We start from the raw sequence: 21,595 nt of genomic DNA on the forward strand, positions 1-21,595 counted from the left end.
GCGGCCTGAACCATCCCGCCGGCCCGGACGACTATTGCAGGCCCGCGCATGTTCGCGGGCCTGATGCCGTCCGAGCCATTGTCGAGTTGACGCCGTGCTGTTCAGCCGCCGAACGATCGTCATCGCACTCCTGCTGGTTCAGATCCCTGCCGCTTGGGCGCAGGCTCAGCAGAAGGATAAGGCCACGCTGGTCCGCGAGGCCATTGCGTCACCCTATGGCAACGCATTGACCACCGAACTTGGCAAATCGCTGCGCGCCAGCGCTGATCCGGCCTGTCTGACGGACAAGGGGCTCACGGCCGACCAGCTCGAGCCGCTCGGTCGCGACATCGTCATCAAATGGGGCACGCGGTTCATGGAAGGCGTATTGGCGCCTATCGACCAGCAAATCGCCGCCAATCCATTCGCCGGCGCGGCGGAACTGGACCGCCTGAAGAGCAATACGGACGTGAAACGCTATCTGGCCATGGAATTGCCGATGCGCCAGGCAAGGCTCCTCGACATGGTCTTTGAGAACTTCGATCGCTACAACGTGGTCAACCGCGTCAAGCTTCGCGCGGTGCATCCCTTGGGCACTGGAAATGAAGACCTGCTTCGTCTCAATCCGATCGACGCCACGGAAGAAGCGCTGGACAAGTTCGTCGATGGCACCCGGTCGAAGACGCTGAAGCGCTTCCTGCAATTGTCCGAACAGGAGGCGGCTGCGCCGATGGAGGCCATCAAGAAATCCCGGACTCCACCAATGGTGCCACACACCTTCTTCAAGGGCGTTGAGAGCGACCTTGCCGAGCTCTGCATCCGCTCCGGCAAATAGACGTCAGGCGCCGCGCGACCGCAGCGCGGCTTCGAGCGCATCGCTCGAGCATGGCTTTTGCAGACGCGGCCGGCCGACGAAATCGGGAGCAATCCGGGTCTCGGCGCCATAGCCGGTGACGAAGACGAAGGGAATTTTCAGGGCCGCCAGCCGCTCGGCAACGGCAAAGCTTTTCTCGCGGCTGAGCTCGACATCGAGCAGCGCGAAGTCCGGCGCGCGCGCCGCGATGGCGACCAGCGCCTGCGCCACCGATCCGACAGTGCGCACGCGCGTCACGCCAAATCCAAGCAGGCGATCCTCGAAATCGATCGCGATGATCGGATCGTCCTCGACGATCAGGACATCGGCGGGGATATCGGCCGAGCCGTCCGGGAAAGCAGGTATCATGATCCTGGCTATTGAGGGCTGCATCATTTTCCAATCAGGACAGCCGCATCACGACGCCTGCGCCCAGCGCATCGGAGGGTTCCCGGAACGAAACTCACCACACAACAGTTTTCCCGTCTGTCCACTTGTGCACACAGCCAACGAGCGGACCTCGCTAGTGTCGAAAGGTGAGCAGGGGATTTACGATGGACGTGCGCATCAGCAAGACAACCGAGGTCGGCAGCCGCCCGGCCAACAATCTGCTACGGCGCCTGAGCCCGGCGGACTACGCGCTGCTTGCGCCGCACGTCAGCGTTGACGACGCCGCGGCCAACGAGCTGCTCTACAGTCCCGGTGACGATGTCCAGGTCGTGCATTTTCCCTGCGGGCCGTCGCTTGCGACCTTTCTCGTCCCCAACGAAGACGGACGCGACGTCGAGACCATCCTGGTCGGCCGCGAGGGTGCGGTCGGCGGCATCGTCAGCGAGGGATACCTGCCGGCCTACACCCGCATCTGCGTGAAATTCGGCGGGCCGTTTGCGCGCATTCACGTCGGCAAGCTGGAGGCCACCAAATTGCGTTCGCCAACGCTGCGCAACATCTTCGCCCGCTATGCCGACTGCATGCTGGCGCAGATCTTCCAGTCCACCGCCTGCAACGCCATCCACTCGATCGAGCAGCGCACCGCGAAATGGATTCTGGCGGCGATGGAGCGGACCGGCGACGAGAGCAGTGTGCCGCTGACGCACGAGCAGCTCGCGACGCTGCTGGGGGTGGGGCGCAGCTATGCGAGTCGCGTGCTCCAGTCGTTCAGGACCGAAGGCATCCTCGACACGCGCCGCGGCTCGATCCTGGTCCGCAATCGCGACGGCCTGCGGCTGCGCGCCTGCCTGTGCAACGAGGCGGTGAAAACGCATTTCGAGGAAGTGCTGCGCGGCGTCTACCCGACGGAAGAGGCCAGCAGCGTCGGCTAGCAGCTCCGGCGCGCCGCCCTGACTTCCCGTTCCACGTAGGGCAATCGCATATGGCATTTTGCACGACCTGAGCGCGCGCCTCGTCCTTCGAGACGACCGCTTCGCGGTCTCCTCAGGATGAGGCTAAGCGGCATCGGTGCTCGTAAAAACAACGGCCGCACACTCGGTCCTCATCCTGAGGGCCCGCCAACGGCGGGCGTCTCGAAGGATGGCCACAGGGGAATAACTCCCATATGCGATTCCCCCGCTGTTCCACGGGGAGGATGCCGGCATGCGACGCCGCACGTCTGCCATGCTATATACTCGCCCGGCATGAGCGGGGCTTTCCTTCACACTGTCTTCGATGTTGCGGCGTGGCTGACGGCGGGGGCGGCGGTTTACTGGCTGTCGCGACGAGGCTTGCGGTTTCCAGCGCAATCCTTCGAGCTGTCCTACATCGCCGCGCTGGTGTTCGGCGCCGGCCTTGGCGCCTATCTGTTCGGGTCCGCCAATCTGTGGCTGTCGGGCCAGGGCGGCATTGCGCGCTCGGTCGAGGGCGCGCTGGCCGGCGGCATCGTGGCGGTCGAGCTCTACAAATGGATCGCCGGCATCGCCTTGCGCACCGGTGCGCGGTTTGCGCTGCCGCTGGCCCTCGGCATCGCGATCGGGCGGCTCGGCTGCTATTTTGCCGGCCTCGACGATTTCACCTACGGCACGCCGACGACATTGCCCTGGGGCCATGATTTCGGCGACGGCGTTCTTCGCCATCCCGTGCAGCTCTACGAGAGCGCCGCGATGGGCCTGTTCGCGCTGCTCTATGTGCTGGCGGTCTTGAACCGGAACGCGTTCGCGATCACCAATGGTTTCTACCTGGTTCTGCTCTATTATGGAGCGCAGCGCTTCCTGTGGGAATTCCTCAAGCCCTATGGCACGCTGATCGGCCCCCTCACGCTGTTTCACCTGCTGTCGCTGTCCATCCTGCTCTACGCCGCAATCATGCTGGCGACGGCGCCCAAAGCGAGACCTGTGCATGAACGCGCCGTTGCGTAAGTCGCGCCCCTACGTCTTCTGGGGCCAGACCCAATCCCTTTGCGAGATCTGCCTGAAGCTGGTGCCGACCAAGATCCAGATCCTGGATAACGAGGTCTGGTACGAAAAGCGTTGCAGGGAGCACGGCGTCCAGTCGACACTGGTTTCCACCGATGCGGCCTATTGGCGCCTGTGCAAGGATTTCATCAAGCCGGGCGACCGCCCGCTGCAATTCCAGCACCGCACCGAATTCGGCTGCCCCTATGATTGCGGCCTCTGCCCCGACCACGAGCAGCATTCCTGCCTCGCGCTGATCGAGATCACCGAGCACTGCAATCTCACTTGCCCGGTCTGCTTCGCCGAATCCGCGCCGGCGCGAACCAAATTCACCCCGCTCGCGACGGTCGAGAAGATGCTCGATGCGCTGGTCGCGAGCGAAGGCGAGCCCGACCTCGTGCAGATTTCCGGCGGCGAGCCGACACTGCATCCGGACTTCTTCGAGATCCTGGACGCCGTGCGCGCCCGCCCGATCCGCCATGTCATGATCAACACCAACGGCCTGCGCATCGCCCGCGAAAAGGATTTCGTGGCGCGGCTCGCCGAGAACAAGCGCGGGCTGGAGGTCTATCTCCAGTTCGATTCGCTGCAGCGCGATGCCCTGATCAATCTGCGCGGCGCGGATCTGCGCAAGATCCGCCAGCAGGCGCTGGAAAATCTCGAGCATTACGGCGTGTCGACCACGCTGGTCGCGACCATCAAGCGCGGCGTCAACGATGCCGAGATCGGCGACATCGTGCGTCACGCGCTCACCTGGACATGCGTTCGCGGCGTCACGCTGCAGCCGGTGCAGGATGCCGGCCGCAACGAGAATTTCGACAAGACCACCGACCGCATCATGCTGTCGGAGATTCGCAAGCGCGTCGTCGAGACCGGCGTGTTCGGCGACAAGGACATGATCCCGCTGCCGTGCAACCCCGAGAGCATCTCGATCGGCTACGGCCTGCGCAATGGCGAGAAGGTGCTGCCGCTGACCTCGCTGATCCCGCAGGAGCAGCTGGTTGCGGTGATGCCCAACACCATCAGCCCGGAGAAGCATCCGGTGCTGCGGGAAAAATTCGTCGATCTGTTCTCGCTGTCATCGGGGCCGCTGAACACCTCCGAGCGCGTCTGCGAACTCTTGTGCTGCCTGCCGAGCTTCGAGGTGCCGCAGGGCCTCACTTACGAGAACGTGTTCCGCGTCACCATCGTGCAGTTTCTCGACCGCTTCAATTTCTGCGTCGGCAACGTCAAGCGCAGCTGCATCCATTTCGTGACGGAAGAGGGCGCGATCATTCCGTTCGACACCTACAATCTGTTCTACCGGAACGGTGCGATCGGCAAGATTCGCGCCGAGCTGGCCGGACAGACTTATCGCGAGGCAAGGCAGAGCGAGGGGGCACCACAATGAGCGATACACCACCGCCGATTCTGCCACCCGTTCCAACACCCGACCGGGCACGCAGCGGCTGCTTGACCGCGCTCATGGCGGTCTTCGGGATCATCATGCTGCTCCCGGGCCTCTGCGCCCTGCTGTTCGGCGGGGCCTCCGTGATCGACGGGGGCAAGATCGATTCGGATATCGCGCCGCTGGTCTTCCTGGGGCTGGTCGTCGGCATCGGAGGGGTCGCCCTGATCTGGGCAGCCATCAAGGGGCGAAAGGCCCCCACCCATCCCGGAACCCAGCCTTAAGCCCCGGGAATTCCCGGACAAAATTCAATCAACCAACGCCCAAAGAACACATTGTTTTTTGGCGGTTTTTGCATATATTGCGCCGCAACGCGTAGGGTGCCCGGTCGATATGGCCGGGCTTCCGTTTTGGGCGGCGAGCGCCCGTTTCCAGTCTTCCAGCGTTGTTTCGAGAAGAGGTCCCGGTCTGACCGGCGAGATCGCGCTTAACCCATTGTCCGACCGCAAAGAAGCTCACTCATGAATCTTCGTAACGTTGCCATCATCGCCCACGTCGACCACGGCAAGACGACCCTGGTCGACAAGCTCCTCCAGCAGTCCGGCACGTTCCGCGAGAACCAGAAGGTGACCGATCGCGCCATGGACTCCAACGACCTGGAGCGTGAGCGCGGCATCACCATCCTGGCCAAGGCGGCCTCGGTGCAGTGGAAGGACACCCGCATCAACATCGTGGACACCCCCGGCCACGCCGATTTCGGCGGTGAGGTCGAGCGCATCCTGAACATGGTGGACGGCGCGCTGGTGCTGGTGGACGCCGCCGAGGGCCCGCTGCCGCAGACCAAGTTCGTGGTCTCCAAGGCGCTCAAGGTCGGCCTCAAGCCGATCGTCGTCATCAACAAGGTCGACCGCCCCGACGCGCGCCCGACTGAAGTCATCAACGAGGTGTTCGACCTGTTCGCGGCGCTCGATGCCAGCGAGGAGCAGCTCGACTTCCCGATCCTCTACGGGTCGGCCAAGCAGGGCTGGATGGCCGACAGCCCGGAGGGTCCGAAGGACAAGGGCATGGAGCCGCTGTTCGACCTGATCCTGCGCCACGTCGCGCCGCCCACGGTCGAAGAGGGCCCGTTCCGGATGATCGGCACGATCCTCGAAGCCAATCCCTATCTCGGCCGCATCATCACCGGCCGCATCTCCTCCGGAGTGCTCAAGCCGAACCAGCAGGTCAAGGTGCTGAACGCCGAGGGCAAGCTGGTCGAGTCCGGGCGCATCACCAAGATCCTGGCGTTCCGCGGTCTCGAGCGCACCCCGCTCGATGAAGCCGAAGCCGGCGACATCGTCGCCATCGCCGGCCTCACCAAGGGCACCGTGGCCGACACCTTCTGCGATCCGACCGTCGAGGTGCCGCTGCCGGCACAGCCGATCGATCCGCCGACCGTGTCGATGTCCTTCATCGTCAACAACTCCCCGCTCGCCGGCACCGAAGGCGACAAGGTGACGAGCCGCATGATCCGCGACCGTCTGCTGCGCGAGGCCGAAGGCAACGTCGCGCTGCGCGTGGTCGAAGCCTCCGACAAGGACGCGATGGAAGTCTCGGGCCGCGGCGAATTGCAGCTCGCGATCCTGATCGAGACCATGCGCCGCGAGGGTTTTGAGCTCTCCGTGTCGCGTCCGCGCGTCGTCTTCCAGAAGGACGAAGCCACCGGCGGCGCCATGGAGCCGATCGAGGAAGTCGTGATCGACGTCGACGAGGAGCATTCCGGCGTCGTCGTGCAGAAGATGAGCGAGCGCAAGTCCGAGTTGGTCGAGATGAAGCCGTCCGGCGGCAACCGCCTCCGCCTGGTGTTCTACGCGCCGACCCGCGGCCTGATCGGCTATCAGGGCGAACTGCTCACCGACACCCGCGGCACCGCGATCATGAACCGCCTGTTCCATGGCTACGCCCCGTACAAGGGCGAGATCCAGGGCCGCCGCAACGGCGTCTTGATCTCCAACGACCAGGGCGAGGCGGTGGCCTACGCCATGTTCAAGCTGGAAGACCGCGGTCCGATGATGATCGAGCCGGGCTGGAAGGTCTACAAGGGCATGATCGTCGGCGAGCACACCCGCGACAACGATCTCGAGATCAACGTGCTCAAGGGCAAGCAGCTCACCAACATCCGCACGACCTCGAAGGACGAAGCCGTGCGCCTGACCCCGCCGATCCGCATGACCCTGGAAAAGGCGCTCGCCTATATCGAGGACGACGAGCTCGTCGAGGTCACGCCGAAGTCGATCCGCCTGCGCAAGAAGCACCTCGACCCGAACGAGCGCAAGCGCGCAGAGAAGTCCAAGGAAGCGGTGGCGTAACTCTCGCGAGCAGGGAATGGCGAGTGGCGAATGGGGAGTTACCGCGGGGCGCGGTCTGCTATAACCCTATTCGCCATTCGCTACTCACCATTCGCCCATGAGTTCCCTGCCCTCCTCCGTCAACGTCGCGATCATCGGCGCCGGTGCCGCCGGCCTCGGCGCGGCGCATGCGCTGGCCGGCTCCGGCCTCTCCGTGATCGTGCTGGAGGCCCGCGACCGGCTCGGCGGCCGCGCCTGGACCGTGCAGGCCTCGCCCGAGGTGACGTTCGATGTCGGCTGCGGCTGGCTGCATTCGGCGGACAAGAACTCCTTCGTGGACATCGCGCACCAGCTCGATTTCGAGCTCAACAAGGACCTGCCGCCGTGGCGCGAGCGGGCCTTCGGCAATGCGTTTCCGCAAAGCGAGCGTGACGCGTTCATGCACGCGATGGACGCGTTCTACGAGCGGCTCTGGCAAGCCGCGCAGAAGGGCAAGGACGAACCCGCGAGCCTGAGCCTGGAGCCGGGCAATCGCTGGAACCCCATGATCGACGCGATCTCGACCTATATCAACGGCTGCGAACTCAAGGACATGTCCACGCTGGACTGGGACGCCTATGAGGACACCGACGCCAATTGGCGCGTCCGTCGCGGCTATGGCGCCCTGATCGCCGCATACGGCGCGCCCTGTCCGGTCGCGCTGGGCTGCAACGTCACCTTGATCGATCATACCGCAAAGCGCATCCGCATCGAGGCATCACTGGGCACGTTGACTGCGGATCGCGTGATCGTCACCGTCCCAACCAATCTCATCGCTGACGAAGCGATCCGCTTCTCGCCGCCGCTCCCTGCGAAGGTCGATGCCGCCCGCGGCCTGCCCCTCGGCGTGGACGACAAGGTGACGTTGGCGCTCGGCGATGCCGAAGCCTTTCCGAAAGAGGGAAACCTGCGCGGCGCCACCATGCGCACCGATATGGGCACCTATCACATCCGCCCGTTCGGCCAGCCCTGCATCGAAGGCTTCTTCGGCGGCAGCTTCGCCCGCGAGCTGGAAAACGCCGGCGAGGGCGCCATCGCAGCGCACAGCATCGACGAGATCGCGGGCTTCCTCGGCAACGACATCCGCCGCAAGCTGAAGCCGCTGTACGAATCGCGCTGGGCGCACGATCCGTTTGCACGAGGTTCGTATTCGCACGCGCTGCCGGGGCATGCAGGTGACCGAGCGGTGCTGGCCACGCCAGTGGACGACCGGCTGTTCTTCGCGGGGGAAGCGACGTCGCCAAGCTTCTTCACGACGGCGCATGGCGCGCGGGACAGTGGGGAGCGGGCGGCAAGGGAAGTGCTGGCGGCAATCGAGAAGCCCTAAGCGGGGCTGATCCTCTCGAAGTCGTCCCGGCGAAGGCCGGAACGACATCGAGTGTGTGGTCACGCAACGCAATGACGGGCTACTCGATCACCCGCGCCCGCAAATCGGCATCGGGCACGAAACATGCGTCATACTTCCCAAAAATGCGATAGCGATTGCGCGCGATGAGGCTGTACACGGGGTCGCGCAATACCTTCGGCACGGCGAACAACGCGCGCGTCCAACCCCAGCCGGGGAGCTGCGACAGCACGGTCAGCGCGGCGTCTGACTTCAGGGACACCTCACCGCCGTGGATCACCGCATTGGTGTCGGGATCATCAGGATCGATGCCGAACGTGTGCGCCAACCGCGTCCCATAATCCGACTGGATCGGCGTGAACCGAAAGCGTTTCGCGATGTCGCGCTTGGCCACGAACCGCACCCAGCGCGAGCAGAAGATGCAGACGCCGTCGAACAGGATCACGTCGTCGTCAGGCCATTTGGGCATCAGACTCTCTTTTTTGACGCGTTTTCTTCACGCGAACCGGTATCCACTTCGCTTGAAAACGCTATCGATTATCCAGCATCAGAAGCGCCACCAGCATCAGCACGATGGCCGGCCCCGTTTTCACCAGCGCGCCGAGCGGCTCGATCCAGAGATCGGGCGTGAGGATCGCCGCTCCGAACATGTAGCCGAGCGAAGCCACGATGCCCGCCATGAGCCCGACCGCAGCCGTACGGCGGAAGGCGATCAGCACCCCGATGCTCATGTCCATCAGGCTGGTGCCGATGGTGATGGGATCGACCAGCGACGGCGGGAAGTTGTGCGCGCTCAGGATGCCGGCGGCCGCGCGGTAGGACACGAACAGAGCGATGAAGCCGGACACGATCCAGAACGTCACAAGGCTCGCGAAGATCAGCGCCTTGATCAGGAACAGCCGCGCAAACCATTTGTCCTGGATGGTCGCGGGGTGACGTCCGATCGCGTCAGCCAGCGCTTTCGGCGCGATGCCGGTGGCGGCGATCCAGGCGGAGGGATCACCTCGCACGCCGCGGCGCAGCTCGGCGATCGCCGTGGAGCGCATCGGCGGCATCCAGCCGAGGGTGTTGGCAAAATCGCCGATCTTCGCGCCGAGACCGAGCATGAAGGGCGGCATCGCGACACGCGGCCAGCCGGCCGTGCCGAACGCCAGACGAAACTGCTTGATCACGCCGGCCATGGTAACCGGCTCGGCCTGCATCAGATCCCAGCTCACCGCTTTCACGGAGGCATCGTCGACGTCGCGTGCGGCGAGCCAGGCGATGGTGGCGGCGACGTCCTCGACTGCGACGGGCTGGAACGGCGTCGCCATTTCCTTGTCCGGCAGGTCGAGCGGAAAGGCGGCGAGCGCGCGGAGCATGGCGCTGCCGCCATAGGCTGATGGTGCGACCACGAAGCCGGGCCGCAGGATGGCGTAAGCGATGCCGGAGGCCGCGATCAATCGCTCGGCCTCGCGCTTGGTCAATGCGAAGGCGGTGCGGTCGGCTTCGGCCGTTCCGGGGATCGAGATGTGCACGAGGCGGATTGCACGGTCGCTGCCTTTGATCGCCTGAAGCAGGCGCGCGACGAAATCGCGGTGCACGGCACCCGTATCGCTGCCGGGGCCATCCTGGAGCACGCCAAGGCAATTCACGACGACGTCGACAGCATGCTCGCGCAACAGGCGCGTGACCGCAGTTGCATCGAGCGAAAGGATCGGCAGCTCGACGTCAAGCGCGCTCATCCTCTGCGCCGGAGACAGGCTGCGCGCCACGCCGACGACGCGAAAGCCCCGCGCGCGCAGATCGTCGGTGACGAAGCGGCCGATCAGGCCGGAGGCACCGAGCACCAAAATGGTTCGCTGGTTCATCACGTCACTCAAAACGGTTTTGCGACCATCAGCCAGAGGATCAGCATCGTCGCACCGAAGCCGGGGAAGCCGAACGCAAACCAGCGGCGGAACAGGATGAAGTACCGCTCCGGCAGCGCGACGCGCTGACCGGCCGCCTTGCGCGCGAGATCGCGCATCTCGATCTGCATGAAGACGACGGGGATCCAGAACAGGCCCGCGACAACGTAGAGCGCAAGCGAGACCAGCAGCCAGCGCTCCGTGAACGACGTGGCCGAGAGCATCATCAGCAGGCCGCCACTGACCGGCTGCAAGATCACCGCCGACAGAGTGAAGATCGCGTCCGCGATCACCACCACCGAAGCGGTGCGCGCGATGAACTCCGCATCGTGACTGCGATGCGCCATCAGCATGAAGAAGGCGATACCGGTTCCGGTGCCGAGGATGACGATGGCGCCGAGCACATGGATATATTTGACCAGGAAATACAGCGTCATGGCTTCTTCGCCAGCGCCGGCTTCAGCGCGCGTTCGATCTCGCCACTGGCGGCTTTGACGCCCGCCTCAGTCTCGATCATCCAGTGCCCCTCGCTGCCCACCGCGGGCAATGCGTGAAAGTCGACCTTGCCGCCACCGCCGCGAAATGCATCTGCCAGCGACTTCGAGAACACGGGCGGAAAATAGCTGTCATTGCTCGCAACGAGCCATGTGACAGGAATGCGCGCCGCCTTGCCGAATTCGGCGGCGGCGGCGAGAAGCGTATGTGGCGCGCAAATCCGGTTCGGTTCGTCATTGGCATGACCGCCGCGCCCCGGCGCAAACACTGTGATCGCGGAGATCGTCTTCGGATCGGCACTTGCAAGCGCCAGCGCGCCCCAGCCGCCGGCGGAATGGCCGATCACGATCGCGCCATCCTTGCGGATGAAATCCTGCTGTCGCAAATGGTCCAGTGCCCGTGAAATTTCTTCGGCCGTCGCGCGACCCGAGCGCGCGTAGTTCGCTTCGTCACAGCCGCCCTGGTCCTCGACATAGCGTCCACCGGTTGCACCATGGCCGAGCCGTTCCGGCACCAGCACCGCAAAGCCGCGCGCGACGAGGAACGCTGTGAGTGCGCGATAGTCGGGCTGCGGCATTTGCGCACGACGCAATACGTTCTGCGTCGAGGCATGCGCGATCACCGCGAGTCGAAAGGGACCGGTTCCGGCGGGACGAAATAGCAGCGCGCGCGCAGCAATGTCGGTATCTGCCGACGGCACACGCCACTCCTGCCGGCGAAACGGCTCGCCTTCGGCGCCCGATGCACCGAACGTGACCTGGGCGCACAGAGGCGGCGCGGTGAGCAAGGCCAGCAGAGGTGGGAGCGCGAGGATGTTGAAGAGCCGCATGAATTGCCGGAGGCGAACACGGACAGCGGAGGCCAGACTAACGGGAACGAATCATCCTGGGCGGACTTTCTGCGGTGCCATCGCCGTTCATTGGTTGCCGCAACGGAGTTTTGCACCGACGCATGGCAGTTCGTTGCCGTTCAAGGCAGCGCCTTGTCCTCTTTCGGTACAACATGGTTAAAATACTGATGCAGAAAGTCCACAGGTTAACCGATAATTAACGATAGGTCTTGCCGCCGGCGCGCCGACTTGGTTTGATCGCGTCCATGAGCACAACCCTGATCGAGGTCCGGCCGGCCAAAGCCGCAGATGCAACTGCGGTGGCGTCAACCCATGACGAAGCCTGGCGTTCGGCCTATCAGGGCATCATTCCCGGCGCCGAGCTGGAGAAGCTGATCAACCGCCGCGGGCCGCAGTGGTGGGACAGCGCGATCCGCAAGGGCAGCCGCGTCAGCGTGCTGGTGTTCGGCGACAAGATCGCAGGCTATGCCAATTACGGCCGCAACCGCGCCCGTAGCCTGCATTTTGACGGCGAGATCTACGAGCTTTACCTGCGCCCGGAATTCCAGGGGCTCGGCTTCGGCCGTCGCCTGTTCGCCGCCGCCCGCCGCGACCTGATGCAGAGCGGCCTGAAGAGCATGGTGGTGTGGGCGCTCTCGGACAACGATCCGGCGACCGAGTTTTACAGGGCCCTGGGCGGCCGCATGGTGGCGCGTTCCTCGGAACGGTTCGGGCCAAAGTCGCTCGACAAGGTTGCCTTCGCCTGGACCAATTGAGCTGCTGAAAGTCTGGCCGGCAGCGTTTCCCATCCGTCGATACCGCTGCCTCTTGAGCCGGTGATCGCTGGATTCATTATTTCGCAAGAACACGATGGATTGGCGGGCCAAGCCCGCGTATGACAGCGCCAAAATCGCTGCCGGGCGCGATTTAACCTCGGCAAGAACGGAGCCTTGAATGCGTATCGATGCGGTCTCGATCGGGAAAAACGTCCCCCACGACGTCAACGTCATCATCGAAGTCCCCGTGGGCGGCGAGCCGATCAAATACGAGATGGACAAGGAGGCCGGCACGCTGGTGGTCGACCGCTTCCTCTACACGCCGATGCGTTACCCCGGTAATTACGGCTTCATCCCGCACACGTTGTCGGACGACGGCGATCCCTGCGACGTCCTGATCATCAACACCCGCGCCATCATCCCCGGCGCCGTCATGAGCGTGCGTCCGGTCGGCGTGCTGTTCATGGAAGACGAAGCCGGCGGCGACGAGAAGATTCTGGCGGTGCCGTCGTCGAAGCTGACGCAGCGCTACGACAAGGTGAAGTCGTACTCCGACCTGCCCGACATCACGCTGCAGCAGATCCAGCACTTCTTCGAGCACTACAAGGATCTCGAACCCGGCAAGTGGGTGAAGATCTTGCGCTGGGGCGGCCCGGAAGAGGCGCACAAGCTGATCCTCGAAGGCATCGAGCGCGAGAAGAAAAAGAAGAAGGCGTAAGATTGCGTGTCCCGGACACGATGCATCACGAGGTGATGCGCCGCAGAGCCGGGACCCATGGCACCACTTGCACTGGGCCCCGGCTCAGCAGCGCATCGTTGCACGCTGCGCTGCGTCCGGGGCACGAGACCGTGAGTTACACCGCAGGCTTCGGCAGGCCCGCGATCGCGCAGGCCGCGCGCAGCGTATTCACCAGCAGGCAGGCTACCGTCATCTGGCCGACACCGCCCGGCACCGGCGTGATCGCGCCGGCCACGCCGAGCGCTTCCTGATAGGCGACGTCCCCGACGAGGCGCGTCTTGCCGTCGTCCTTTGGGATACGATTGATGCCGATGTCGATCACGGTCGCGCCCGGCTTCAGCCAGTCGCCGCGCACCATCTCGGGCTTGCCGACCGCGGCGTAGACGAGGTCGGCGCGCTTCACGAGCCCGGGCAGATCGCGCGAGCGCGAATGCGCGATGGTCACGGTGGCGTTCTCGTTCAGCAGCAACTGCACCAGCGGACGGCCGACCAGATTGGAGCGGCCGATGACGATGGCATTCATGCCTTCGAGCGAGGCATGCACGCTTTTGGTCAGGATGATGCTGCCCAGCGGCGTGCAGGGCGACAGCGCCTCGAAGCCGCCGGCGAGCCGGCCGGCATTGTTCGGATGCAGGCCGTCGACGTCCTTGGCCGGATCGATGGCGTTGATGACGGCCTCCGTATTCAGCCCCTTCGGCAGCGGCAACTGCACGAGAATACCGTGCACGGCGGGGTCGCGATTGAGCTTGGCCACGACGGCCAGCAAGTCTGCCTGCGACACGTCGGCCGGCAGCTTGTGCTCGAACGAGGCCATGCCGGCCGCCTGGGTCTGGGTGTGCTTGGAGCGGACATAGACCTCGCTGGCGGGGTCGTTGCCGACCAGGACGACCGCAAGGCCCGGCACCAGATTGTGCTCGCGCTTGACGCGGGCGACCTCGTCAGCGACGCGGCCACGGAGTTCCGCGGCGATGATTTTTCCGTCGATGATCCTGGCGGTCATGTCAGTTCCCTCAGTCTATCGATTTGGCGTCTGCCGATTTGGCTGACACGAGCTGGCGCAGGGCTTCGCCGAGCCGCACCGGATCGCCGGCGACCGCGATCTGCTTCAGCCGCGAGGTCGCTCCGGATAGCAGCTTTACGGCGGCCTTGGGCACGCCCAGCGATTTCGCCAGCAGCACCAGAACGGCCTTGTTGGCCTCGCCGCCATCGGCAATGGCGCGCACCCGTACCTTGAGCACGCTGCGGCCATCGGCCAGCTGCTCGATCCCGTCGATGTCGTCGCGGCCGCCGCGCGGCGTTACCCGCAGCGCGATGCTGATGCCTGCGGTGGAATAACGCCAAGGTTCCTTGCGAGCTTCGTTGGCAACCAAGGCGCTCCCGCCTGTCTAGATCACGTTCGGGTAGATGTAATACAGGATCACCCGCTCGATGAACATGATGAGCAGGATCAGGATGATCGGCGAGATGTCGAGGCCGCCGAGGCTGGGCAGGAAATTGCGAATCGGCGCAAGGACCGGCTCGGTGATCCGGTACAGGAACTCCGCCACCGCAGACACGAACTGGTTGCGGGTGTTCACCACGTTGAAAGCGATCAGCCAGGACAGGATCGCGGAGGCGATCAGCAGCCAGACGTAGAGGTCGAGCACGATGATGACGATGTCGAGAACGGCACGCATGGCTTTTGAAGACTCTGGCTTTTGAAAACTCTGGCTGCGGTCGGGATTGACGCCTTTTGCTAGATATCGGTTCCGTCCGGCCCAAACAAGGGAAGTTCGGTCATCGGAATGGCTAAAACCGGGTTACGCCCGTCCTTGACTTGACCTTGGCAGGGACTTAAATGGCGCCCGGTTGTCGGCCGCATTCACCAGAGCGGCCAGCAAACGGGGCCATAGCTCAGCTGGGAGAGCGCGTCGTTCGCAATGACGAGGTCGGCGGTTCGATCCCGCCTGGCTCCACCACGCTTCGCCCTTCGGGCTACGCGTGGCGCAGCCACGAGGAGCCCGAAAGGCAAAGCGTGGTGTCCGGCGAAGCCCGCAGGGCGAAGACGGACTGCCCCCGAAAATCCCCCTACCTCCCCGTAAACCGCGGCGGCCGCTTCTCCATGAAGCTCGCCACCCCCTCGCGGAAATCACTCCCGTTCAGCGCCACCATCATCTCTCGATTCGCCTCGATCGTCGCCTCGGCCAGCGTCTGGAACGGCACCTCGTAGAGCTGGCGTTTGATCACGGCCATCGCGCTCGGCGAGACCAAGTCGGCGAGGTCACGCGCATAGGCGTAGGTCTCCTCGCGGAGCTTTTCCGGCGACCACAGACGGTTGACAAGTCCGATCCGCAGCGCCTCCTCGCTTGAAACACGGCGCGCCGAGAGCAGCAGATCCATCGCGTTGGCGTGGCCGACGATGCGCGGCAGCATCCAGCTGATGCCGTGCTCGGCGATGAGCCCGCGCCGCGCGAAGGCGGTGGTGAACACGGTGTTGTCCGCGGCAAAGCGCAGGTCGCAATAGAGCGCGTGGACGAGGCCGATGCCCGCGGTCGCGCCGTTGAGCATGGCGATGACGGGCTTGCCGATCGACGGATAGAAGCCGTAGCGCGTCTGCCAGTCCGGACGGCGGTTCATGTCGAAGGGCGGCAGGTTCGAGGCGCGCCTGACGTCATCAGGGGCGAGCCCCTTCAGCGCATCCATGTCGGCGCCGGCACAGAAGGCACGGCCCGCGCCTGTCAGCACGATGACGCGGACATTGTCGTCGTCGCTTGACGCTTCCATCGCATGGCGCACGTCGCGCTCCATGGTCGGCGTCCACGCATTCATACGGTCCGGGCGATTGAGCGTGATGGTCGCGATCCTGTCGCTCACCTCATAGAGAATGTGTTCATAGGACATGACGCTCTCCCTTCGTTTGCCGGCGCGCGTTCGCGCGCGCTCGTTGGCAGCGAGCCTAGCATATTCAGGAATGAAGCAAGGGCTTGGGCGCTGCCTACGCGATTACTCGGCGGCTTGCGCCAGCAGCGGCCGGCGCGCCAGCCAGCCATTGATGAAGTGATCGAGCCAGGCGCGTTCCGCGACATCGTACACGGCGCGGTCCGCGAAATGATGATGCCGCTCGCGCGCACCGGGCGCACTGAAGCCGTCATAGCCGCGCGTGGTCCAGCGATGCATCATGGCGTAGGTCACGTCGGGATGAAACTGCACGCCGAAGGCATTGCCGGCGCGGAACGCCTGCACCGGGAAATCATCGCCTTCCGCAAGCAGTTCGGTGCCGACCGGCAGCTCGAATCCCTCGCGGTGCCAGTGATAGACCTGCGCCGGCCAGGCCGGGCAGAGCGCATGGCCCGCGGCCGTCGGGCGGATCGGGTAGTAGCCGATCTGGGTCAGCGCCTCCGCATGCGGTGCGACGCGGGCCCCGAGCTGCATCGCGAGCATCTGTGCTCCGAGGCAGATGCCGAGGAACGGCCGCTGTTCGCGGAGCGGAATTTCGATCCAGTCGATCTCACGGCGGATGTAGTCATCGGGATCGTTGACGCTCATGGGCCCGCCGAAGACCACGGCACCGGCATGCTGATCGAGCATCTCAGGAAGGGGATCGCCAAAGCGGGGACGGCGGATGTCGAGGCGATGGCCAAGCGCGCGCAACGCGTTGCCGACGCGGCCGGGTGTCGAGGATTCCTGGTGCAGGACGATCAGGACCGGCAACCGGGCTTCACGACGAGCAGCGGATGCGCCAAGCGCCCTTCTCTTCGGGAAGGGCACCAATTCCGCGCCACCAAACCTGTCCGTCCGGAACGACATTGCCTTTCCAAATGCTATCGGTTCAGACCGCCAGCATAGCTAAGCGATGGTTAACATCGTGTGAGTTCGCACACACATGACACCGATTTAGAAAGCAAGCCCCGGGCCACGACAGGCGCCTCGGGCGTTCTCTAATGTCTCTGTCGCTGAAATCGACTGGTGGCGGACAAAATGAAGCCGCGCGGAAAGAAGCGCAGTGCGAACGGCACAATCTTGATGCCGAGGCCGGGCAGCACTGCCCGTTTGTTGGCCATCAGCCCACGATAGGCCTCCCGTGCGACATCGGAGGCAGGAACATTGAGAAGGGCCGTATTGTGTCCGGACCCGACACCGGCGCGCGCCTGGAATTCGGTGGGCACCGGACCCGGGCAAAGGACGGTGACACGAACGCCGTGCGGCGCGAGCTCCGCCCGCAAGGCCTCGGTGAGTGAAATCACATAGGCCTTGGACGCGTAATAGACCGCCATGCCGGGGCCGGGGAGAAAGCCGGCGACCGAGCCGACATTGAGAAGACCGCCCTTGTTCCTGATCAGCTGATCGGCAAAGCGCAGCGACAGATCGGTCAGCGCCCGGACGTTGACATCGACGATGCCGAGCTGCGCGCCCCGGTCGCACTCGATGGCGTCGCCAAACGCGCCAAAGCCGGCGTTGTTGACGAGATGGTCGAGCTCGACGCCTTCGGCGGCGAGCGCTGCGGCGATCTTCTCGCCGGCATCCGCTTCCTGGAGGTCGCAGGCGATTACGATCGGCCTCTTGCCGCCCTTGGCGGAGAGCTCGTTCGCGAGCGCCTCGAGCCGGTCCGCACGCCGCGCCGTCAGCGCGAGGCGATGTCCGTTCGCGGCGAACACACGCGCCAGCTCCGTGCCGATGCCCGCCGAGGCACCGGTGATCAACGTTACCCGCTCAGTCACGATCGAAGTCTCTTGAATTGAAGTTTTTCGGCTCGGCAATGGCGGAACGAGAGCATAGGCCGTGCGCGACAGGCAAGCGGCGCTGGCAGCATGGCCGCTTGAGCGGGCGACAGAGAGAGCGGGAAACCGCGGATTTACGGAGAAATTCGGCCTCCGGGCAGCCACATTAAAGTTTCGTCATGTGGTCTGCGCAACCGGCAATCCGCCGGACCGGGAGGGATCAGCCGCCGACGGCGCCGTCCTTCACCTGGCTCCCGGCGCGGTTCGCAACCGCATGCTTCAGGTCGATCCGGTCGCGCTGGGAAATCCCGAGCAGGTCGGAGGCGCGCCAGACCACGTTGTCCTCGAACTCGGAGACCTGGCCGTCGGCATAGACCAGCTCCCACATCATCTGGACGATGCGCTTGCGGCCCGCTTCGTCGAGCGAGCGCATGATGACGCTGGTGAAGTGATAGAGGTCGACCGCATCGCCCTCGACCTCCGTCGCATCGGCAATCAAGCGATCGGCAGTGCCGCGATCGAGCCCGAAATGGCTTTCGATCAGGCTGTGCAGCTTGCGCCGCTCGGCCGCCGTCGGCTGGCCGTCCAGCGAAACCACGTGGACCAGCAACGCGGTCGCCGCCAGCCGATAATCGCTGTCGCCGAATGCGCGGTCCTGGGCATGGGGAGCAACAATGTCGGCGATGAATTGGCGCAGGCCGTCGAGCATAAGGTCCTACCGAAATCGATGACGCCGCGAGGGCCGCGGCCGTTACCAGCATTATATGAGTGGGAATCTCAACCGGCGCAACGTGCGTCAGTTCCGCGCGCTGCATTACGTTTCGGCAATCTGGGGGCGCGGGCTGCCGTTCTGGCCGGGCTTGACGGCGAAGGTTTGGCCCGAACCTGCTTCCACATCGTCATTGCGAGCGCAGCGAAGCAATCCAGAATCTTTCCGCGGAAACAGCCTGGATTGCTTCGTCGCAAGGGCTCCTCGAAATGACGGCGGCTGCGGCAACCGCCTCCCGTCCCTCACGGTATCTCGTACACCACCATCTTGTCGGCGATGCCGCGCAGCGCGGCCTGCTTCTGGATCGGCCTGATCTCGCGCTGCTTCAGCACTTCCGCCACGGCCGGCGCATCCAGCACCGGACCGGTGATGTGGATCTCCTGCGCGGTCGACAGGCTCTGCACGCGCGCGGCGATGTTGACGGTCTGGCCGAAATAATCCTGCCGTTCGTTGAGCATCACCGCAAGGCACGGCCCTTCGTGGATGCCGATCTTGACGATGAGATCGGCGGTGCCGCGCTGCCTGTTGAGCTCATCCATCGCCGCGCGCATCCGCAGGCCCGCGACGATCGCGTGTTCGGGACGAACGAAGGTTGCCATCACGGCGTCGCCGATGGTCTTCACCACCGCGCCCTTCTCGGAGGAGATGATCTCGAGCAACGCATGGAAGTGCGCGCGCACGAGATCGAACGCCGCGAGGTCACCGACGCGCTCGTAGAGCGCGGTCGAACCCTTCAGATCGGTGAACAGGAAGGTGAGCGAGGTGATCTGGAGCCGCTGGTCGAGACTGAGATTGTCCGCCTTGAATACGTCACGAAACGTCTGGTTCGACAGCATCCGCTTGGCGGTGAGGAATGGCTTGCGCTTGCCGATCAGATGGTGGAGCGCCTCGGCCGCGATGAACACCGACGGCAGCACGCGCACGCCGGCCTGGTTCTCCAGCGACAATCGCAGCGGCCCCGGCCGCATGGTCGTGGTCCCCGTCGGCGCCTGCACCCTGTTGTACATGATGGCGAGCTGCTGGCGGTCCTTGGCCGGCTCGCCCTGCACGTCGATGAAATGCGCGGCGTGGGTCACCGGCTCGAAGATGATGATGAAGTCGTTCGGCAATTGCAGCGACATGGTCGCCTTCTCGCCGGCCGGCAGCTCCATCGTATCCAGCGTGACCTCGTTGGCCAGCGTCGAAAACGACTCCTTGTTGAAGTCGACGCCGGAGCTCCAGAACACCTGCTTGAAATACTCCCACACCGGAAGCGTATCAGGATCGTGCGCGGCGATGCGCCGGACTCGCGGGTTGACCGTGAAGGACACCTCGACCTGGTCGTCGACCGACGCCTTGTAGCCGCAGGCACACAGCGCACAGTGATAATCGTCCGGCTTGAGCGCCTTCAGCGTCGCGTGAGCGCCCAGCACGCCGCCGCATCCCGGACACAGCACGTTCCAGCCGAGATCGAACAGCCCGAGCCGCGCCGAATGCAGGAAGGCGGAGATCACGCGCTCTTCGTCGAGGCCCTGCTGCCTCGCGAAATCGAGCACATTGACACGGTTGAGCTCGTGATCCTCGCCGTCCTCGATGAGGTGCGTAATCGCATCGACCACCTTCGGATCGGCGGTCTGCTTCAGAACGGAAAACTGGGCCTGGATGTCGCTCATGGCGCAACTCCATCTGGGTGAATCACGCCATTGAGCAGGCGAGCGCCTGTCATCGACGCGTGATTCGGAACATGGGCGAGCGGTCCGGCTGGGTCGTGACGACGCCGTGCGGGATCACGGGAGCCGTATCGACCAGCGCGACCCGGAACGCACCGATCAGGCGGGCCAGCGCCAGCACGGATTCGGCCTGCGCAAACGGCGCACCGATGCACACGCGCGGACCCGCGCCGAACGGCAGGTAGGCGAAACGGTCGGGTGCTTCAGCCGACATGAAGCGCTTTGGAACGAACGCGTCCGGCTGATCCCACAGCTTTTCGTGCCGGTGCAGCAGCCAGGGCGCGATTATGATGATGTCGCCCTTGCCGATCTCAACGCCGGCCGCATTGTCCTTCTCGCGCGCGGCACGCGCGATGAGGAACGCCGGCGGATAGAGCCGCATGGTTTCCTCGATCACCGCGCGGGTGAATTTCTGGCGATCGATGTCGGCCATGCTGCCCAGCTGCTCGCCGCTCGTCTCGGAGGCAACCTCCTCCTGCGCCTCAGGATCGAGCGCGAGCAGATAGAGCGCCCAGAACAGCGCGGTTGCCGTGGTTTCGTGACCGGCGAGAATCATGGTTGCGACTTCGTCGATGAGCTGGTCGTCGGAAAAGCCTTTGCCGGTCTCGGGATCGCGCGCCGCGTCCATGAGATCGAACAGGTCGCGCGGCGGCGCGCCATCCTTCTTGCCCATCGCGCGCCGCTCGGCGATCAGCATCGCAACGAATTCGGTCCAGCGCTTGCGGAAACGGGCGCGGGCAAAATCCATCGGGCTCGGCCAGGACACCGGCAACAGCATGTCGAGGAAATAGGGCCGTCCCAGCCGCTCGCCATATTCCATGACGAAGTTGCGCAAGGTGGGACCATGCCGGTCCATACCGAACGAGAACATCGTGCGCCCGGCAATCTCGAGCGTCATGCGCTGCATGGTCTCGCGCAGATCGACGGTCTCGCCATTGCGCGCATCCAGCTTCGCGATGGTTTCGTCGAGCACCGCCGTCATGTGCGGAACGAGACTTGCGGTGGCGCGCGGCGTGAAGGCCGGCGCGAGCGTGCGACGCTGATGCGTCCAGGCCTGGCCTTCGGCGATCAAGAGGCCTTCGCCGAGCACCGGACGCAGCATGCGAATGCCTGCCGGCGTGCGCGAATAATTCTCGTAATTGCTGAGCAGGACGTGCCGGATCGCATCGGGACGGTTCAGGATGAAGCTCTTGCGGAGGACGAAGCGGCCCTCGAGAACGTCTTCCTCGTAGGCGCGCTGCCCCCAGGTGGCGATCATGTTCTGTCGCATCACCGCGATCCGGCCGAAGAACGACATGTCGTCGGGCGCACGCGGCGGCGTCGGAGGGATGATGGGCCGACGCACGCTGGCGATGTTCATGGCTCCCTCCCGAGA

General features: G+C 64.5%; 23 protein-coding genes and 1 tRNA gene. 10 read left to right on the top strand and 14 right to left on the bottom strand.

From position 1 onward, the window contains the following. Positions 1-94 precede the first annotated feature (94 nt). Positions 95-814 carry a hypothetical protein gene (locus tag AC1RUR_RS29180; protein WP_492850466.1) on the top strand — a complete coding sequence of 240 codons (720 nt, stop codon included), beginning with the start codon at positions 95-97 and terminating at the stop codon, positions 812-814. Between the two features lie 3 nt (positions 815-817). Here AC1RUR_RS29180 and AC1RUR_RS29185 read toward each other — a convergent pair whose 3' ends face one another. Continuing rightward, a complete protein-coding gene (locus AC1RUR_RS29185; RefSeq protein ID WP_492850468.1) occupies positions 818-1,201 on the bottom strand; it encodes a response regulator in 384 nt (127 codons plus the stop codon). A gap of 185 nt (positions 1,202-1,386) precedes the next feature. Between AC1RUR_RS29185 and AC1RUR_RS29190 the strand changes: the two genes are divergently transcribed. The 6 genes from AC1RUR_RS29190 to AC1RUR_RS29215 all read left to right on the top strand — a co-directional run bounded on the left by AC1RUR_RS29190 (position 1,387) and on the right by AC1RUR_RS29215 (position 8,299). Further along, entirely contained in the window at positions 1,387-2,154 is a 768-nt protein-coding gene (locus tag AC1RUR_RS29190) for a Crp/Fnr family transcriptional regulator (protein ID WP_492850470.1), read from the top strand. A 312-nt stretch (positions 2,155-2,466) separates the two neighbouring features. Next, the gene (locus AC1RUR_RS29195; RefSeq protein WP_492850472.1) at positions 2,467-3,183 is read left to right on the top strand and encodes a prolipoprotein diacylglyceryl transferase; all 717 of its coding nucleotides are present in this window, start codon (positions 2,467-2,469) and stop codon (positions 3,181-3,183) included. After that, the gene (locus AC1RUR_RS29200) at positions 3,164-4,609 is read left to right on the top strand and encodes a radical SAM protein (protein ID WP_492850474.1); all 1,446 of its coding nucleotides are present in this window, start codon (positions 3,164-3,166) and stop codon (positions 4,607-4,609) included. Before AC1RUR_RS29195 ends, AC1RUR_RS29200 begins: the two co-directional genes overlap by 20 nt. Then, positions 4,606-4,890 (top strand): hypothetical protein, encoded by a 285-nt coding sequence (locus tag AC1RUR_RS29205; protein WP_492850476.1) that lies wholly within the window; start codon positions 4,606-4,608, stop codon positions 4,888-4,890. Before AC1RUR_RS29200 ends, AC1RUR_RS29205 begins: the two co-directional genes overlap by 4 nt. 237 nt (positions 4,891-5,127) lie before the next feature. After that, positions 5,128-6,954 (top strand): translational GTPase TypA, encoded by a 1,827-nt coding sequence (gene typA, locus AC1RUR_RS29210; protein ID WP_492850478.1) that lies wholly within the window; start codon positions 5,128-5,130, stop codon positions 6,952-6,954. 97 nt (positions 6,955-7,051) lie between these two features. Continuing rightward, positions 7,052-8,299: a flavin monoamine oxidase family protein gene (locus AC1RUR_RS29215; RefSeq protein WP_492850480.1), complete on the top strand. Its 1,248-nt coding sequence runs from the start codon at positions 7,052-7,054 to the stop codon at positions 8,297-8,299. A gap of 79 nt (positions 8,300-8,378) precedes the next feature. Here AC1RUR_RS29215 and AC1RUR_RS29220 read toward each other — a convergent pair whose 3' ends face one another. The 4 genes from AC1RUR_RS29220 to AC1RUR_RS29235 form a co-directional block, all read right to left on the bottom strand. Continuing rightward, positions 8,379-8,786: a thiol-disulfide oxidoreductase DCC family protein gene (locus AC1RUR_RS29220; protein WP_492850482.1), complete on the bottom strand. Its 408-nt coding sequence runs from the start codon at positions 8,784-8,786 to the stop codon at positions 8,379-8,381. 61 nt (positions 8,787-8,847) lie between these two features. Next, positions 8,848-10,167, bottom strand: coding sequence for an SDR family oxidoreductase (locus AC1RUR_RS29225; protein ID WP_492850484.1), 1,320 nt, complete (start codon positions 10,165-10,167; stop codon positions 8,848-8,850). Between the two features lie 8 nt (positions 10,168-10,175). Then, complete coding sequence (locus tag AC1RUR_RS29230) at positions 10,176-10,643, bottom strand: DUF2269 family protein (protein ID WP_492850486.1); 468 nt, start codon at positions 10,641-10,643, stop codon at positions 10,176-10,178. Then, positions 10,640-11,530 (bottom strand): dienelactone hydrolase family protein, encoded by an 891-nt coding sequence (locus AC1RUR_RS29235; RefSeq protein WP_492850488.1) that lies wholly within the window; start codon positions 11,528-11,530, stop codon positions 10,640-10,642. Before AC1RUR_RS29235 ends, AC1RUR_RS29230 begins: the two co-directional genes overlap by 4 nt. Positions 11,531-11,796: 266 nt before the next feature. Here AC1RUR_RS29235 and AC1RUR_RS29240 point away from each other — a divergent pair, with 266 nt between their 5' ends. Next, the gene (locus AC1RUR_RS29240; protein ID WP_008136728.1) at positions 11,797-12,306 is read left to right on the top strand and encodes a GNAT family N-acetyltransferase; all 510 of its coding nucleotides are present in this window, start codon (positions 11,797-11,799) and stop codon (positions 12,304-12,306) included. Positions 12,307-12,484: 178 nt separating this feature from the next. Further along, positions 12,485-13,024, top strand: coding sequence for an inorganic diphosphatase (gene ppa, locus AC1RUR_RS29245; RefSeq protein ID WP_492850490.1), 540 nt, complete (start codon positions 12,485-12,487; stop codon positions 13,022-13,024). Between the two features lie 136 nt (positions 13,025-13,160). Here the strand turns inward: ppa and folD are convergent, their stop codons facing one another. The 3 genes from folD to AC1RUR_RS29260 are packed head-to-tail and all read right to left on the bottom strand — an operon-like array spanning position 13,161 to position 14,721. After that, the gene (gene folD / locus AC1RUR_RS29250) at positions 13,161-14,045 is read right to left on the bottom strand and encodes a bifunctional methylenetetrahydrofolate dehydrogenase/methenyltetrahydrofolate cyclohydrolase FolD (RefSeq protein WP_492850492.1); all 885 of its coding nucleotides are present in this window, start codon (positions 14,043-14,045) and stop codon (positions 13,161-13,163) included. 10 nt (positions 14,046-14,055) lie between these two features. Next, the gene (locus AC1RUR_RS29255) at positions 14,056-14,415 is read right to left on the bottom strand and encodes a DUF167 domain-containing protein (protein WP_492850494.1); all 360 of its coding nucleotides are present in this window, start codon (positions 14,413-14,415) and stop codon (positions 14,056-14,058) included. A 15-nt stretch (positions 14,416-14,430) separates the two neighbouring features. After that, the gene (locus tag AC1RUR_RS29260) at positions 14,431-14,721 is read right to left on the bottom strand and encodes a YggT family protein (protein WP_007598721.1); all 291 of its coding nucleotides are present in this window, start codon (positions 14,719-14,721) and stop codon (positions 14,431-14,433) included. Positions 14,722-14,927: 206 nt separating this feature from the next. Here AC1RUR_RS29260 and AC1RUR_RS29265 point away from each other — a divergent pair. Further along, positions 14,928-15,003: transfer RNA gene (locus tag AC1RUR_RS29265), tRNA-Ala, on the top strand. Between the two features lie 109 nt (positions 15,004-15,112). On the opposite strand, the gene AC1RUR_RS29270 is transcribed toward AC1RUR_RS29265, so the two are convergent. From AC1RUR_RS29270 to AC1RUR_RS29295, 6 genes are all read right to left on the bottom strand, one after another. Then, a complete protein-coding gene (locus AC1RUR_RS29270; protein WP_492850496.1) occupies positions 15,113-15,925 on the bottom strand; it encodes an enoyl-CoA hydratase in 813 nt (270 codons plus the stop codon). 102 nt (positions 15,926-16,027) lie between these two features. Beyond that, positions 16,028-16,831 (bottom strand): glutamine amidotransferase, encoded by an 804-nt coding sequence (locus AC1RUR_RS29275; protein ID WP_492850498.1) that lies wholly within the window; start codon positions 16,829-16,831, stop codon positions 16,028-16,030. A gap of 131 nt (positions 16,832-16,962) precedes the next feature. Next, positions 16,963-17,742, bottom strand: a complete 780-nt coding sequence (locus AC1RUR_RS29280; protein ID WP_492850500.1) for an SDR family NAD(P)-dependent oxidoreductase — start codon at positions 17,740-17,742, stop codon at positions 16,963-16,965. A gap of 220 nt (positions 17,743-17,962) precedes the next feature. After that, entirely contained in the window at positions 17,963-18,451 is a 489-nt protein-coding gene (locus AC1RUR_RS29285; RefSeq protein WP_492850502.1) for a tellurite resistance TerB family protein, read from the bottom strand. Between the two features lie 302 nt (positions 18,452-18,753). Further along, positions 18,754-20,163: an adenylate/guanylate cyclase domain-containing protein gene (locus AC1RUR_RS29290; protein ID WP_492850504.1), complete on the bottom strand. Its 1,410-nt coding sequence runs from the start codon at positions 20,161-20,163 to the stop codon at positions 18,754-18,756. 49 nt (positions 20,164-20,212) lie between these two features. Next, on the bottom strand, positions 20,213-21,580 hold the full coding sequence (locus tag AC1RUR_RS29295) for a cytochrome P450 (protein WP_492850506.1): 1,368 nt from the start codon (positions 21,578-21,580) through the stop codon (positions 20,213-20,215). Between the last annotated feature and the right edge of the window lie 15 nt (positions 21,581-21,595).

This window comes from Bradyrhizobium sp. GW821-FHT12B03 (assembly GCF_058807535.1).

Bases quoted from the DNA above. Each gene is read 5' to 3' on its own strand.
- AC1RUR_RS29225 (WP_492850484.1), bottom strand. From the start codon at position 10,167: ATGAACCAGCGAACCATTTTGGTGCTCGGTGCCTCCGGCCTGATCGGC.
- AC1RUR_RS29260 (WP_007598721.1), bottom strand. From the start codon at position 14,721: ATGCGTGCCGTTCTCGACATCGTCATCATCGTGCTCGACCTCTACGTC.
- AC1RUR_RS29295 (WP_492850506.1), bottom strand. From the start codon at position 21,580: ATGAACATCGCCAGCGTGCGTCGGCCCATCATCCCTCCGACGCCGCCG.
- AC1RUR_RS29230 (WP_492850486.1), bottom strand. From the start codon at position 10,643: ATGACGCTGTATTTCCTGGTCAAATATATCCATGTGCTCGGCGCCATC.
- AC1RUR_RS29220 (WP_492850482.1), bottom strand. From the start codon at position 8,786: ATGCCCAAATGGCCTGACGACGACGTGATCCTGTTCGACGGCGTCTGC.
- folD (WP_492850492.1), bottom strand. From the start codon at position 14,045: ATGACCGCCAGGATCATCGACGGAAAAATCATCGCCGCGGAACTCCGT.
- AC1RUR_RS29240 (WP_008136728.1), top strand. From the start codon at position 11,797: ATGAGCACAACCCTGATCGAGGTCCGGCCGGCCAAAGCCGCAGATGCA.
- AC1RUR_RS29200 (WP_492850474.1), top strand. From the start codon at position 3,164: ATGAACGCGCCGTTGCGTAAGTCGCGCCCCTACGTCTTCTGGGGCCAG.
- AC1RUR_RS29270 (WP_492850496.1), bottom strand. From the start codon at position 15,925: ATGTCCTATGAACACATTCTCTATGAGGTGAGCGACAGGATCGCGACC.
- AC1RUR_RS29290 (WP_492850504.1), bottom strand. From the start codon at position 20,163: ATGAGCGACATCCAGGCCCAGTTTTCCGTTCTGAAGCAGACCGCCGAT.
- AC1RUR_RS29190 (WP_492850470.1), top strand. From the start codon at position 1,387: ATGGACGTGCGCATCAGCAAGACAACCGAGGTCGGCAGCCGCCCGGCC.
- AC1RUR_RS29275 (WP_492850498.1), bottom strand. From the start codon at position 16,831: ATGTCGTTCCGGACGGACAGGTTTGGTGGCGCGGAATTGGTGCCCTTC.
- typA (WP_492850478.1), top strand. From the start codon at position 5,128: ATGAATCTTCGTAACGTTGCCATCATCGCCCACGTCGACCACGGCAAG.
- AC1RUR_RS29285 (WP_492850502.1), bottom strand. From the start codon at position 18,451: ATGCTCGACGGCCTGCGCCAATTCATCGCCGACATTGTTGCTCCCCAT.
- AC1RUR_RS29195 (WP_492850472.1), top strand. From the start codon at position 2,467: ATGAGCGGGGCTTTCCTTCACACTGTCTTCGATGTTGCGGCGTGGCTG.
- AC1RUR_RS29215 (WP_492850480.1), top strand. From the start codon at position 7,052: ATGAGTTCCCTGCCCTCCTCCGTCAACGTCGCGATCATCGGCGCCGGT.
- AC1RUR_RS29205 (WP_492850476.1), top strand. From the start codon at position 4,606: ATGAGCGATACACCACCGCCGATTCTGCCACCCGTTCCAACACCCGAC.
- AC1RUR_RS29235 (WP_492850488.1), bottom strand. From the start codon at position 11,530: ATGCGGCTCTTCAACATCCTCGCGCTCCCACCTCTGCTGGCCTTGCTC.
- ppa (WP_492850490.1), top strand. From the start codon at position 12,485: ATGCGTATCGATGCGGTCTCGATCGGGAAAAACGTCCCCCACGACGTC.
- AC1RUR_RS29185 (WP_492850468.1), bottom strand. From the start codon at position 1,201: ATGATACCTGCTTTCCCGGACGGCTCGGCCGATATCCCCGCCGATGTC.